12 protein-coding genes and 1 tRNA gene are annotated in these 13,573 nt (G+C 65.0%); 10 read left to right on the top strand and 3 right to left on the bottom strand.

Annotated elements, in window-relative coordinates; translation table 11 throughout:
- Window positions 1–60: 60 nt before the first annotated feature.
- On the bottom strand, window positions 61–453 hold the full coding sequence (locus tag ACTIIH_RS11450; protein ID WP_441451863.1) for a hypothetical protein: 393 nt from the start codon (window positions 451–453) through the stop codon (window positions 61–63).
- Window positions 454–517: 64 nt separating this feature from the next.
- Here ACTIIH_RS11450 and ACTIIH_RS11455 point away from each other — a divergent pair.
- From ACTIIH_RS11455 to pth, 6 genes are all read left to right on the top strand, one after another.
- A tRNA-Gln gene (locus ACTIIH_RS11455) sits at window positions 518–589 on the top strand.
- A gap of 32 nt (window positions 590–621) precedes the next feature.
- Complete coding sequence (gene glmU / locus ACTIIH_RS11460; protein WP_441451865.1) at window positions 622–2,079, top strand: bifunctional UDP-N-acetylglucosamine diphosphorylase/glucosamine-1-phosphate N-acetyltransferase GlmU; 1,458 nt, start codon at window positions 622–624, stop codon at window positions 2,077–2,079.
- Complete coding sequence (locus ACTIIH_RS11465; RefSeq protein WP_092015486.1) at window positions 2,072–3,043, top strand: ribose-phosphate diphosphokinase; 972 nt, start codon at window positions 2,072–2,074, stop codon at window positions 3,041–3,043. The genes glmU and ACTIIH_RS11465 overlap by 8 nt, the downstream gene beginning before the upstream one ends.
- 144 nt (window positions 3,044–3,187) lie before the next feature.
- Window positions 3,188–4,204, top strand: a complete 1,017-nt coding sequence (locus ACTIIH_RS11470) for an alpha/beta fold hydrolase (RefSeq protein ID WP_441451866.1) — start codon at window positions 3,188–3,190, stop codon at window positions 4,202–4,204.
- A gap of 148 nt (window positions 4,205–4,352) precedes the next feature.
- On the top strand, window positions 4,353–4,997 hold the full coding sequence (locus ACTIIH_RS11475) for a 50S ribosomal protein L25/general stress protein Ctc (protein ID WP_441451868.1): 645 nt from the start codon (window positions 4,353–4,355) through the stop codon (window positions 4,995–4,997).
- Between the two features lie 188 nt (window positions 4,998–5,185).
- Window positions 5,186–5,785, top strand: coding sequence for an aminoacyl-tRNA hydrolase (pth, locus tag ACTIIH_RS11480; protein WP_441091006.1), 600 nt, complete (start codon window positions 5,186–5,188; stop codon window positions 5,783–5,785).
- Between the two features lie 43 nt (window positions 5,786–5,828).
- On the opposite strand, the gene ACTIIH_RS11485 is transcribed toward pth, so the two are convergent.
- A complete protein-coding gene (locus ACTIIH_RS11485; protein ID WP_441451870.1) occupies window positions 5,829–6,548 on the bottom strand; it encodes a rhomboid family intramembrane serine protease in 720 nt (239 codons plus the stop codon).
- A 121-nt stretch (window positions 6,549–6,669) separates the two neighbouring features.
- Window positions 6,670–8,142: an arylsulfotransferase family protein gene (locus ACTIIH_RS11490; RefSeq protein ID WP_441451872.1), complete on the bottom strand. Its 1,473-nt coding sequence runs from the start codon at window positions 8,140–8,142 to the stop codon at window positions 6,670–6,672.
- 104 nt (window positions 8,143–8,246) lie between these two features.
- Here ACTIIH_RS11490 and mfd point away from each other — a divergent pair, with 104 nt between their 5' ends.
- The 4 genes from mfd (at window position 8,247) to ACTIIH_RS11510 (ending at window position 13,564) form a co-directional block, all read left to right on the top strand.
- Complete coding sequence (gene mfd / locus ACTIIH_RS11495) at window positions 8,247–11,846, top strand: transcription-repair coupling factor (RefSeq protein ID WP_441451873.1); 3,600 nt, start codon at window positions 8,247–8,249, stop codon at window positions 11,844–11,846.
- Window positions 11,847–11,966: 120 nt separating this feature from the next.
- A complete protein-coding gene (locus tag ACTIIH_RS11500) occupies window positions 11,967–12,161 on the top strand; it encodes a CsbD family protein (protein ID WP_441451875.1) in 195 nt (64 codons plus the stop codon).
- Between the two features lie 63 nt (window positions 12,162–12,224).
- Complete coding sequence (locus ACTIIH_RS11505; RefSeq protein WP_441451876.1) at window positions 12,225–12,725, top strand: MazG nucleotide pyrophosphohydrolase domain-containing protein; 501 nt, start codon at window positions 12,225–12,227, stop codon at window positions 12,723–12,725.
- Entirely contained in the window at window positions 12,722–13,564 is an 843-nt protein-coding gene (locus ACTIIH_RS11510; protein ID WP_441451878.1) for a tyrosine-protein phosphatase, read from the top strand. The genes ACTIIH_RS11505 and ACTIIH_RS11510 overlap by 4 nt, the downstream gene beginning before the upstream one ends.
- The last annotated feature ends 9 nt before the right edge of the window (window positions 13,565–13,573 follow it).

Consider the following 13,573-nt stretch of genomic DNA (forward strand, 5'->3'; position numbering starts at 1 on the left):
GGCGGCCCAGCAACCTCGCGCGCGGTTGCTGGGCCGCCGTCAGGTAGTAATTGGGAAGGGTCAGTGGATGAAGACGGCCACGATGACGTTGATCACCGCGAAGGCCACCACCAGGTGCGCCATGGTCGCCGACGGGTTCGCCACCTTCACGTCTGCACCGCCCTCTGCAGGGGCAGAGGCGGCGAAGGCCTTCTGCTTCTTGTTGCCGATGAACGCGAAGACAGTGACGAGGATCGCCACGACCAGTTTGATGCCGAGCTTCATATGGTTGACCTCGCCATCGCCCATCTCGGCCAGCCCCATGAGCAGCAGGCCGGTGACCAGCTGCAGATAGGCGCCGTGCAGCATTCCGGGCATCACTTTGGGGGAGCGGATGACGGTGAAATAGCCGCCGATGATGATGGCCATACCCAGCAGATGCAGGGTCAGCAGAATCTCGCGTAGAATTTCCATACAGTTAATCGTAGTGGCATGATGGTGTCTCGTGAGCGCGGGCCCCTCTACTGGTGCACGCTGTTCCGCCCTGGTGTAATGGCAGCACGCCGGCCTTTGGAGCCGTGCAGTATAGGTTCGAATCCTATGGGCGGAGCTGGCCCAACCCGACATGCGAAGGATTCAACTATGTCGCAGACTCATCCGACCGCCGTCATCGTTCTGGCAGCGGGCCAAGGCACTCGAATGAAGTCGGCTCTTCCCAAGGTGATGCATCCCATCGGCGGACGCTCCCTGCTCCATCACTCCGTCGCCGCGGCGGCCGGAACCTCTCCCGAACACCTCATCGTCGTCGTCCGCCATGAGCGCGATCAGCTCGTCGCCCACCTCGACTCCCTTCCCGTGTCCTCCCAGGCAACCCTGCTCATCGCCGATCAGGATGAGGTTCCTGGCACGGGCCGTGCCACCGAATGTGCGCTCACCCAGCTGCCCGAGGACCTCAGCGGAACCGTCGTCGTCACCTACGGCGATGTGCCGCTGCTGACGACGGAGACCATCAACGGCCTCGTCGAGATCCACGAATCCAACGCCAACGCCGTGACCGTCCTGTCCGCCGAGGTGGACGACCCGACCGGGTACGGCCGCATCGTCCGCGACGCGAACGGATCCCTGCTGCGCATCGTCGAGCAGAAGGACGCCGGCGAGACCGAACGGGCCATCCGTGAGATCAACTCCGGCATCTACGCTTTCGACGCCGCGGCGCTCAAGGAGGGCCTGGCTTCGCTGACGACCGACAACGCTCAGGGTGAGAAGTACCTCACCGACGTCATCGGACATTCCCGTGAGGCGGGCCGCCCCGTCGCCGCCACGGCCACCGACGACCTGTGGCAGGTCGAGGGAGCTAACGACCGCGTGCAGCTGGCGAACCTCGGCAAAGAGCTCAACCGCCGGCAGTGTGAGAAGTTCATGCGCGCCGGAGTCTCCATCATCGATCCCGACACCACATGGATCGACGTCGATGTCTCCATCGCCGCCGATGCGACGATCCTGCCGGGCACCCAGCTGTTGGGCGCCACCGACATCGGAGCCGGTGCCGTCGTCGGCCCCGACACCACCCTCAAGGACACCGAAGTGGGGGAGAACGCACAGGTCGTGCGCACCCACGGCGAGCTCGCCGTCGTCGGCCCGGAAGCCAACGTCGGACCGTTCGCCTACCTGCGCCCGGGCACCAAACTCGGCGAGTCCGGAAAGATCGGCACCTTCGTGGAGACGAAGAACGCCGACATCGGCAAGGGTGCGAAGGTGCCCCATCTCTCCTACGTCGGCGATGCGGAGATCGGAGAGGGCTCGAACATCGGAGCCGCCTCGGTGTTCGTCAACTACGACGGCGTCAACAAGCACCGCACCGTCGTCGGCAAGCATGCACGCATGGGCTCGGACAATATGTATGTCGCCCCTGTCACCGTGGGCGACGGCGCCTATTCGGGTGCAAGCACGACGGTGCGCAAGGATGTCCCTGCAGGAGCGCTGGCCATCTCGGTGGCCCCGCAGCGCAACCTGGAGGGCTGGGTCCAGACAAACCGTCCCGGCACGCCTGCAGCGCAGGCGGCCGAAAACGCATCCGAAGGGGAACGGATCAGTGAATGAGATAACGACGGCGGGCGATAAGAAGCTCGTCCTGGTCAGCGGTCGGGCGAATCCCGAACTCGCCGAACAAGTCGCGGAGAATCTGGGGACCGAACTCCTCCCCACCGACATCTACAACTTCGCGAACGGCGAGATCTACGTCCGCTACTCCGAGTCAGTGCGCGGCAGCGACGTCTTCGTCCTGCAGTCCCACTGCGCTCCCATCAACGAATGGCTGATGGAGCAGCTGATCATGGTCGATGCGCTCAAGCGTGCTTCGGCAAAGCGCATCACCGTCATCGCCCCGTTCTTCCCTTACGCCAGGCAGGACAAGAAGCACCGCGGACGCGAACCGATCTCCGCCCGCCTCGTTGCCGATCTGTACAAGACCGCCGGCGCCGACCGCATCATCACCGTCGACCTGCACACCGCGCAGATCCAGGGCTACTTCGACGGCCCCGTCGACCACCTCATCGCGATGCCGATCCTCGCCGGCTACGTCAAGGACAAGTACCCGGGCGAGCTCGCCGTGGTCTCGCCGGACGCCGGCCGCATCAAGGTCGCCGAGAACTGGTCGAACTCGCTGGGCGGAGTGCCGCTGGCCTTCATCCATAAGACCCGTGACATCACCCGACCGAACGAGACCAAGGCCAACCGCGTCGTCGGTGAGGTCGAGGGGCGCACCTGCGTGCTCGTCGACGATATGATCGACACCGGCGGCACCATCGTCCAGGCCGCCGATGCCTGCATGGCAGCCGGTGCCAAGGGCGTCATCGTCGTGTCCACCCACGCCGTGTTCTCCGGCCCGGCCGTCGAACGCCTGTCGAACTCCGTGGCCGAAGAGGTCATCGTCACGAACACTCTGCCGCTGAGCGAGGACAAGATCTTCGACAAGCTCACCGTGCTCTCGATCGCCCCGCTCATCGCTCGTGCCGTGCACGAGGTCTTCGAAGACGGATCGGTCACGAGCCTCTTCGAGGTCTGATCCCGAAGGCTGAGTCCCAAGAATCCGCGCAATCGCGCCGGATCTGATGCGAACCCCGAGTCGATGCGGCTCGGGGTTCGCATCGTCTGGACTGCTGTGAGGTCCTACACTGGAGGCAAGACTTCGGCGAAGGGATCAGGGACGATGTCCTCACACGATTACAACCGGTACCGCGTGGACGTCCCCGGCGGGCAGCTGTCGGTGGGAGTGTGGGAGCCGGTGGCGAGCGGCCCCGGGCGTGTGCCCACCGTGTGCGTCATCCACGGCATCACCTCCAACCATCTGTTCTTCGCGGGCCTCGTCTCCGCCCTGCCCGGCGTCCGCATCATCGGGCCCGACCTGCGCGGACGAGCCGACTCACGCACCCTGCCCGGCCCGTTCGGGATGGCCGCCCACGCCGAGGATGTCACCGCAGTGCTCGATGCCTTCGCTCCTGAGGGTCCGGTCACTCTGGTCGGGCATTCCATGGGCGGGTTCGTCGCGATGACCCTGGCCGGAGCGGCGGACGGGCAGAACCGTGAGACCGGCGCCGAGGCGGCCCGCCGTTTCCGCGGACCCGTGCTCATCGACGGGGGACTTCCCCTGCCCGTGGGACGGCCCCACGGAGACGGCCCCGTCGATGATCTCAACGATGAGGACCTCGACACCGATGATCTCATCGCCGCCGTCCTCGGCCCGGCCGCCGAGCGGCTGTCGATGACCTTCGGCAGTGTGGAGGAGTATTTGGCGTTCTTCGCCGCTCACCCCGCTTTCGTCGACGGCCTCGACACCGTGGCGACCGAGAGCTTCGTCTACGATCTGGCGGCCAAGGATGACCATTCGTTCCAACCGTCGACGTCGGTGGAGGCGATGCAGGCCGATTCGGCCGACATGTACACCGGTTCCGCCTACCGTGATGCTCTGGAGACGGTCATGGGCAGTGACGACTCCCAGTCCGACGTGGTCTTCCTCTTCGCCGAGCGCGACCTCGTCGCCGCCGAACCGGGACTGTACCCGCCGGAGACGATCGATGACTTCGCTCGGCAATGGCCGCAGATGGACATCGTCGATGTACAGGGGACGAACCACTACGACATCCTCCTCACCGAAACCGGAATCGATGCGTGTGCTGCAGCCGTGACCTCTCGGATTGGTGCCGAAACGGACGGTGCCGTAGAATAGTCGGGTTGCCTCGGCGAGGGAGACTGACGTCTCCGTGATCGACGCGGTCCTGCCCCACGAAACGAACCCACCGGGTTCGAGATTCGCGTGGGTGCTCAGGCTGTTTCGCCGTGGTGCTCGAAGGTAAGTTCACCACGAAGGAGATAAAATGGCTGACTTCAAACTTCTGGCCGAAGCTCGCAACGAGTTCGGCAAGGGCGCAGCGCGCCGCATCCGCCGCGCGGGACGCATTCCCGCTGTCATCTACGGCCACGGCGGAGACCCCGTGCACGTGTCCCTCGAGGGCCACGCCACCATGCTGGCTCTCAAGCACGCCAATGCGCTGCTCGAGATCGAAAGCACCGACGGATCGAAGAACGTCCTCGCCATTGCGCGCGACGTCCAGATCGAACCCGTCCGTCGCGATATCGAACACCTCGACCTGATCATCGTCAAGCGCGGCGAGAAGATCGAGGTCGACGTGCCGATCCACGTCGTCGGAGAAGCCGCCCCCGGCACCATGGTCTCGCAGGAAGAGTCGACCATCGCCGTCAAGGCTGATGCGACCAAGCTGCCCGAGCTCATCGAGGTCTCCATCGAAGGCCGTCCCGCCGGCGAGCACGTCCTGGCCGGTCAGGTCGAACTGCCTGCAGGCGTCGAGCTCATCGCCGACGAAGAGCAGCTCATCGTCAACGTCTCCGAAGAGATCGAGATGGACACCGAGTCCGACGCCGAGGAAGAGACTGCTGAAGAGTCGACCGAGGAAGAGACTGCTGAGGAGTCCGGTGAGGAAGAGGCTTCCGAAGAGGAATGATCTTCTCTCCTCCCGGCACTCAACGTGCCGTGAGGAGCACTGACTGACTACGCTGTTCGGTGGGCCGCCTGTAGGGCGGCCCACCGAATGCGTTTCTCAAGAGCGAACCCGGCACGCGTCTCGCCCTGCGGCGAGCAGAAGCAGCAGCACCCGGTCAGCGGGCACGGACAGGACGGACAAGGACGGCAATGTCGAACGAAGCATGGTTGGTCTTCGGACTGGGCAATCCCGGACCCAAGTACGAAACGACACGGCACAACATCGGACAGATGGTCATCGCCGAACTCGCCTCCCGGATCGGAACCACGCTGACGCGGACGAAGCTGCGCGCGAACGTCGGCACCGGGCGGCTGTCTGGCGGCAGCGTTCCGGGGCTGCCCGGTCCGCGGGTGGTGTTGGCCACCTCGACGGGATATATGAACGAATCCGGCGGACCGGTGCGCGCGTTGGCAGACTTCTACGGAATCGCCACCGACCGGATCATCGCCGTCCATGACGATGTGGACATCCCCTTCGATGCCATCAAAGCCAAGCTCGGCGGGGGAGAGGGCGGGCACAACGGTCTGCGTTCGATGACCTCGGTGCTCGGGACGAAGGACTATCTGCGGGTGCGAGCGGGAGTCGGACGCCCTCCGGGGAGACAGGACACCGCCGACTATGTGCTGCGCCCGTTCTCGAAGGATGAGCGCACGACCCTGCCGATGTTCGTCTCCGACCTCGCCGATGCCGTCGAAGAGCTCATCGTCCACGGGCTCACCGACATGCAGCAGAAGTTCCACTCGCGCTGATCGCACCCCGGGTGCTGACCTAGCAGCGGGCGCTGCCCGGGGCTCAGGCCGTCTTCTGCTTCTCCGGGCGACGGTGCAGCCACCATGCGGCGAAGATGCCGCCGGCGAATCCGAACAGGTGGCCCTGCCAGGAGATGTCGTTCGTCTGCGGCAGCATGCCGAAGATCATCGATGCGCCGTAGGTGACGAAGATGAACAGGCCGATGGTGAAGTAGATGATCTTGCGCAGCAGGTCATCGGTGAACCAAGTGCGCAGCGCGAGGTAGCCGAAGAATCCGAAGACGATGCCGGACGCACCGACGATGTGCTGGCCGGGCAGCGTGGTCAGCCACGCCCCGAGCCCGGAGCTCAGCGCGGTGATGCCCGTGACCGTCCAGAAACGACGCTTGCCTTCGAAGGCGATGACGATGCCGAGGACGAGGAACGGGAAGGTATTGGCCAGGAGATGGCCGAATCCCGAATGCAGCAGCGGCGAGGTGATCAAGCCGTAGAGCGAGAGCGGATTCCATGACTGCAGACTGAAGGCATCGAGGTCGACGGGGAGGATCGCATCGACGATCTCGATGACCCACATGACGGCCAGGACGATCAGCACCGGAGAGAACCGGGAGAGCAGATGCGGCCGGTCGACGGTGGTGTTCAGGTGCGCGACCGGCGGATTCGCGGAACGACCGGAGCGGGGAGTTCCGGAGTCGGCGGAGTCGGGGCCGAAGAGGAGGCGGGATTCCTCGGCGGAGAAACGAGGGGAGTGTTCGGAGCTCATGGTCCAATTGTGAGTGATGAAGATTGGAGAACCCCGAACATCCGGGCCGCCGGGGCAATCGTGATCGTACCGTTAGTCGCGTTATCGACTCGCAATATCCACGACCCGGCAAGTCCCTGAACTATCTGTTCCGGGACTCCGCCCTGGTCGACCCCAGGGACTTGCCGTCAGCGTCGAGGGCTTCGACGACGATCGTCGAGCCGTTCGGGGTGATGTCCGCCGCCGTTTCGAAGCCGGTGCGCTCGACCTCGGTGTTCTCGATCAGGTGCTCCTCGTCGTCTCCGCTGAGCACCCTCCACGAAGCCACCTCGGTGGCACCGTTCCAGCTCATGTGCACCCGAGTGATGTCGGCCTGCGGTCGCGACTTCGTGGCGGTCGGGGGAGCAACCGGCTGGGCATGCCAGTCGAAGCGGTAGGCTCGGTAGTTCGATCCGCCGGTGAAGGTGAGGTCGGCGAGCAGCTTCCCGTCCTTGGAGAATTCGGAGACGTAGGGTTCCGAACCCCAGCCGAGGACGACGTTGCCGCCCGGCAGCTCCTGGAAGTTGCCCTGACTGCCCGACGAACGGTCGTCGGGGGCGGGATACTCCGTGACCACCTCGGCGCGTTTCTTCTTCTCGTCGACGTCGAGGCGCAGACCGCGGGTGTCGCCGAGCCGAGGCGCGGCATGGTTGTCAAACAGGGTCAGCGTTCCATCGGACCGGCGCTGGGCATCGTGCTGCCAGGCGAACTGTGCACCCTCGCCCATCTCGAAGTCCGAGGCCTTGCCGCCGAGGACCCAATTGAGGTCGGCACTCTTCCGGTCGAGCTGGTACACCGCATGGGTATTGCGCGCCGAGACGAGGAGAGCCCGGCCGTCGTCGTCCTCGGATACAGAGTTGAGGTGGATGTAGTCGAAGGGCTCGTCCTTCGTGCCCTCTCCCTCCTTGAGCTCCGTCTCGGTCTGGTCGATGGGCACGGCGTCGAGGGAGCGCCATTCGAACAGGGGATCACCGGTTGCGATGTCGACCTCCTGGACGATGCCCTCCCAGGCCCAGCCGTCCTGGTCTCCGCCGACTGAGCTGAGATCCGTCTGCGTCTTCACATAGGAGATGAGGAACATGGTGTCATCGGTGGTGATCGTCGTCTCGTGCAGGTCTGAGGTGTCCTTGGGGAGCTCTCCGCCCATGCCCACACGGGCGATCTCCTGATACGAGTCGTCGAGGATGACGACCTCACCGGCGGTGTGCGGAGTCTCGGCCAGTCCCTCCCACCAGGTGAGCACCGGCTTCCCCTGATATTCCTGGACGCGCAGGTCCCACAGAGCTTCGGAGTCGTCGCGAATCCACACCGGGTCGCCGGCAGAGTCGAGGATGAGTCCGCCCACCCAGGACTTGTCGTCGGTCTGCGTCTGTCCCTTCGGAGCGAGGAAGGTCTCCAGATCTCCGTTGTCGTCGGGGAAAGCCCCGGAGTCGATATCGACCTTCGGCGGGGCGAGTTCGGGGCGGGAGTGGAAGTCCCACCGTTCGGCGACTGCGACGTCGTCATCGGCATCGGCCGTGCACCCTGCGAGCAGGAGCGTCGCCGCAGCCAAACCTGCAAGGACGGTTCTCTTCATGGCCATATGCTCATCCTCACACGTTTTCGAGTTCCGCGCTCCTCGGGCCCATCGGAACGGAGCACCGAATGGGTCGTGTCAGCCGCGTGGCCTAGACTGTTCTGGTGCTCAACGGACTCGATCTCACCCGCCGGAATCCCACCATCACCGAACTCGTCGCGGCCTTCAACGACGCGAACACCGACGGTGGCACGATCAATGCGATCAAGGGACTGTGGCCGTCGATCCTGCGCCGCACCGTCACCACCGACGGGGCCTCTGCGCCGCAGCTCATCGTCACCGCCACGACACGTGAGGCAGAAGACCTCGCCCAGGCGCTGGCCGACTGGGTGCCGTCGGCGTCGATCGCGATCTTCCCCAGTTGGGAGACCCTGCCGCACGAGAAGCTGTCGCCGCGGTCGGACACCGTCGGCCAGCGCCTCGAGGTACTGCGCCGCCTCGCCCACCCCACTCCCGGCCGGGAGCTGACCTTCATCATCGCGCCCGTGCGCGCCTTCCTCCAGCCCCTGGCCAAGGGGCTCGGCGACATCGAGCCGGTCGAGCTCGCCGTCGGCGACGAATACGAGATCGATGACCTCGCCGAACGACTCACCGAACTCGCCTACTCCCGTGTCGATATGGTCTCCAGACGCGGCGAATTCGCCGTGCGCGGCGGAATCGTCGATATCTTCCCGGCCACTTCGGATCGAGCGCTGCGTGTGGAGTTCTTCGGCGATGAGGTCGACGAGATCCGCGAATTCTCCGTCAGCGACCAACGCTCCATCCCCACCGACGACGGTGACGAACCCCTGCGCCTGTCGGCACCGCCGTGCCGGGAGCTGCTCCTGACCGATTCGGTGCGGAAGCGGGCCGCAGAACTCGCCGAGGAGGTGCCCAGCGCCGCCGATATGCTCGACAAGATCGCCGGCGGAGTCGCCGTCGAAGGGATGGAATCGCTTTCCGCCGTCCTCGCCGACGGAATGGAGCCGATGATCGCCCTGCTGCCGGCCGGATCGAAGATCATCATCACCGAACCCGAACGCGTCGACGCCCGCGCCGCGGACCTCGTGGAGACGACGAACGAATTCCTCGAAGCCGCCTGGACCGGAGCCGCCGGTGGGGGTCAGACCCCGATCGACCTGTCTGCCGCCAGCTTCCGCACCGTGGCCGAGATGGCCGAAGGCGCTCGCCTCATCGGCCTGGCCTGGTGGGAGATCGGCGGATTCGCCACCGACGAGGAGCTCGCCGGTCCCGAGGAGAACATCTTCTCCGTCCCTGCCCGCATTCCGAAGGGCTATGCCGGAGACGTCGAGGCGATCCTCGCCGACGTCAAGGGACTCATCCACGACAAGTGGCGCATCCTCGTGCTCACCGAAGGCCAGGGCCCGGGTCGACGCATGGTCGAGGTGTTCTCCGAAGCCGGAGTGCCCGCCTCATTCGTCGACGACCCGACCGATCTGCCCGAAGCCCTGGTGACCGTGACGACGGCCGCGTCCTTCGGCGGCTTCGTCTTCGACGATCTCAAACTCGCCGTGCTCACTGAGGCGGATGTGCTCGGTCGGGCGGCGGCCACCTCGACGCGGGATATGCGCAAGCTGCCCACCCGCCGTCGACGCAACCAGGTCGACCCGCTCAACCTGGCCCCCGGCGACTACGTCGTCCACGACCAGCACGGCGTCGGACGATTCGTCGAAATGACGCAGCGAACCGCGGGCAAGGGTGCGAACAAGCACACCCGCGAATACCTCATCATCGAGTACGCGCCCGCCAAACGCGGACAGCCCGGCGACCGCCTCTACGTTCCCAGCGATGCGCTCGACCAGGTCACCCGCTATGTCGGCGGGGAGAGCCCGAATCTCAACAAGATGGGCGGCGCCGACTGGCAGACGACGAAGGCGAAGGCCCGCAAGGCAGTCAAGGAGATCGCAGGGGAACTCATCCGCCTGTATTCCGCCCGCCAGGCCACCGTCGGCCACGCATTCGGGCCCGACACCCCCTGGCAGCGCGAACTCGAGGACGCCTTCCACTATGTGGAGACGGCCGACCAGCTGACCACCATCGACGAGGTCAAGTCGGACATGGAGAAGACCGTGCCGATGGACCGTCTGATCTGCGGCGATGTGGGCTACGGGAAGACGGAGATCGCGGTCCGTGCCGCGTTCAAGGCGATCCAGGAGGGCAAACAGGTCGCCGTGCTTGTGCCGACGACGCTGCTCGTCCAACAGCACTACGAGACCTTCGCCGAACGCTACTCGGGATTCCCCGTGACCATCGGCGCTCTCTCCCGGTTCCAGACCAAACAGGAATCGGAGAAGGTCAAGGAGGACCTGGCAGACGGCAGACTCGACCTCGTCATCGGCACCCACCGGCTGCTCAGCGGCGAAGTGCGGTTCAAGGAACTTGGGCTCGTCATCATCGACGAGGAGCAGCGCTTCGGCGTCGAACACAAGGAGACGCTCAAGGCGCTGCGGACGAACGTCGACGTCCTCGCCATGTCGGCGACCCCGATCCCGCGCACCCTGGAAATGGCCGTGACCGGCATCCGCGAGATGTCGACCCTGGCCACACCGCCGGAAGAGCGGCACCCGGTGCTGACCTATGTGGGCAAACGCGAAGACAAGCAGATCAAGGCAGCGATCCGCCGCGAACTCATGCGCGAAGGCCAGGTCTTCTACATCCACAACAGGGTCCGCGATATCGAAGCCGTTGCCGGGCACATCGCCGAAATGGTGCCCGAGGCGCGAATCGCCATCGCCCACGGCAAGATGAACGAGACGCGACTCGAACAGGTCATCGTCGACTTCTGGGAGAAGAAGTACGACGTGCTCGTGTGCACGACGATCGTCGAAACAGGAATCGACATCGCCAACGCGAACACGCTGATCATCGACAATGCGGACCGCTACGGACTCTCTCAGCTCCATCAGCTGCGCGGACGTGTGGGCCGTGGACGCGAACGCGCCTACGCCTACTTCCTCTACCCGCCGGACACGCAGCTGACCGAGACCGCACACGACCGTCTGACGACCCTGGCCGCGCACACCGAACTGGGAGCCGGAATGCAGGTGGCGATGAAGGACCTCGAGATCCGCGGAGCCGGCAACCTGCTCGGCGGTCAGCAGTCGGGCCATATCGAAGGTGTGGGCTTCGACCTCTACGTTCGGCTCGTCGGCGAGGCCGTGGCGAAGTTCCGCGGTGAGGAGACCGAACCCGAGGCCGACATGCGCATCGAACTGCCCGTCGACGCCCACCTGCCGGCCGACTACGTCGATCACGAACGACTGCGACTCGAGGCCTACCGAAAGCTGGCCGCAGCGACCGACGAAGCACAGCTGCAGGAGGTCCTCGACGAACTCACCGACCGCTACGGCCCCTATCCGGAACCGGTCGGTGTTCTCGCCGATGTGGCCAGGCTGCGCATCCGCGCCCGAGCCTCCGGGGTCAACGACATCGTCATGCAGGGCAACTTCATCCGCTTCGGACCCGTCGAACTCTCCGACTCCCAGGTGGTCAGGCTCAAGCGTCTGTATCCGAAGTCTCTGCTCAAACCGGCACTGCGCTCGGTCCTCGTCCCGAAACCGATGGCGGGCACCGGATTCGACTCCAAGGAGATGGCCGATTCGGACATCCTGCGGTGGGCACATCAGTTCCTCGACGCCATCCTGCCTGTTGTCGCGTCCGAAGCCACCGAGGTCAAGGACGCCGATGTCGCGAAGAACGGTTGAGAACCCTCCGACTGTTCTTCGCCGACCGGCCCACGAGCCGAGACTGTGACGTAGAGTGCGAAGCGCGGAGGCATCCGCAGCAAGTCCTACTCACGCAGCTGTCTACTAAGGAGTATCCCCATGGGGGTTGACGACAAGTTCGAGAACAAGACCGAAGACCTCGGCGGTCGGGCCAAGGAGACCATCGGCGATGTGACCGGTGACGACGAGCTCAAGGCCGAAGGGGCCACCGACCAGCTCAAGGCCAAGGCCAAGGGTGTCGGCGAGTCGGTCAAGGACCTCGGTGCATCGGTCAAGGACAAATTTTCGAAGTGACAGACGAATCGGCCCTCACCGCTGCTGTGGTGGGGGCCTTTCGTGCCGACAGGAGGATATTTCGTGGGTGAACGCGACGAGCAGAGCCCGGTCGACCAGAGTGCGGTCGGACCGGGAGCGGGCCAGGCAGAACCGGAACTGCAACCGGTGATCGAAGCCATGGCGACTCTGCGGCGACGCTGCCCCTGGTCGAGCCGACAGGATCATCAGAGCCTCGAGAAATACGCAAGGGAAGAGACCGACGAACTCATCGTCGCCCTCGAGGATTTCAGTGCGGAACCCACCGCTGAGAATCGGGCCGCCGTCGTCGAAGAACTCGGCGACGTGTTCTACCAAGTGCTCTTCCACTCCGCCCTGCTCGATGAAAGCAACGGGGAAGCCTACGGCCACAGCCTCGGCACCATCATCGATGGTCTCGAGGCCAAACTCATCCGTCGTCACCCCCTGGCCTTCACCGACGATCCCACGGACGAGATGGCCTCGTTGGAAGACGTCGAACGCGAATACCGCCGGATCAAAGCCGAAGAGAAGGCCGCAGTGGCGGGAGAGGACAGAACTCGATGAGTCTGGAGAGGCTCGAGATCGAAGGCACGTTCAACTTCCGTGACCTCGGCGGACCCGCCACCGAGGCGGGGGAGAGCCGAGTGCGAACCGGGAAGGTGTTCCGCGCCGACGGTCTGGCGCAGCTGAGCGATCGGGCGCGCGCCGATATCGGCAAACTCGGCATCGGCACCGTCATCGATCTGCGCGATATCGGCGAGCGGGCGAAGCTGCCCGATGCGCTCGACGGCCTCGACATCCGACATATCGAGCTGCCCGTCTTCAACGACCACTTCTTCCCCAGCCGACCATTGAGCAGGGAAGAGATGAAAGCCGCCGCCGAGGCGACAGGAATGGATCTGCGCGACCGGAGCCTCGGCCGCATCTACGACCTCATGATCGTCCACTTCGGCCACCGGCTGGCCGCCGCCGTCGACCTGATCGCCGAACACTGCAGCGAGGGCGTGGTGTTCCACTGCTCTGCCGGGAAGGACCGCACCGGTGTGATCGGAGCGTTCCTGCTCGACCTCCTCGGCGTGGGCCGACAGGAGATCGTCGCCGAATATGCGATCACCTCCACACACCTGTCCGGGGGCTTCCTCGAGGCGATCACCCGGAACTTCTCCGATGCCGGGATCTCCGGCAACCTCGCCCAGACCGCCACCGCTGCTCCTCCCGACCTCATGCACGAGGTCCTCGATCGGATCGAGGCCGAGCACGGGGCCGCCTCGGCGAAGGATGGGGGACAGCCAGGGGGAGTGGAGGCCTACCTGCTTGCGCACGGGATGGACCCGGCCACACCCGGACGACTGCGCGAATGCCTGCTCGAATCCGAGTCCAACCGGGGCTCGGACCGAGGGTGAGCCTGGACG

This window comes from Brevibacterium sp. (genome assembly GCF_052105255.1).
GTDB lineage: Bacteria > Actinomycetota > Actinomycetes > Actinomycetales > Brevibacteriaceae > Brevibacterium > Brevibacterium linens_B.

Coding starts and splice junctions, on each gene's coding strand:
- glmU (WP_441451865.1), top strand. CDS start 622: ATGTCGCAGACTCATCCGACCGCCGTCATCGTTCTGGCAGCGGGCCAA.
- ACTIIH_RS11500 (WP_441451875.1), top strand. CDS start 11,967: ATGGGGGTTGACGACAAGTTCGAGAACAAGACCGAAGACCTCGGCGGT.
- ACTIIH_RS11485 (WP_441451870.1), bottom strand. CDS start 6,548: ATGAGCTCCGAACACTCCCCTCGTTTCTCCGCCGAGGAATCCCGCCTC.
- ACTIIH_RS11475 (WP_441451868.1), top strand. CDS start 4,353: ATGGCTGACTTCAAACTTCTGGCCGAAGCTCGCAACGAGTTCGGCAAG.
- ACTIIH_RS11510 (WP_441451878.1), top strand. CDS start 12,722: ATGAGTCTGGAGAGGCTCGAGATCGAAGGCACGTTCAACTTCCGTGAC.
- pth (WP_441091006.1), top strand. CDS start 5,186: ATGTCGAACGAAGCATGGTTGGTCTTCGGACTGGGCAATCCCGGACCC.
- ACTIIH_RS11450 (WP_441451863.1), bottom strand. CDS start 453: ATGGAAATTCTACGCGAGATTCTGCTGACCCTGCATCTGCTGGGTATG.
- ACTIIH_RS11470 (WP_441451866.1), top strand. CDS start 3,188: ATGTCCTCACACGATTACAACCGGTACCGCGTGGACGTCCCCGGCGGG.
- ACTIIH_RS11490 (WP_441451872.1), bottom strand. CDS start 8,142: ATGAAGAGAACCGTCCTTGCAGGTTTGGCTGCGGCGACGCTCCTGCTC.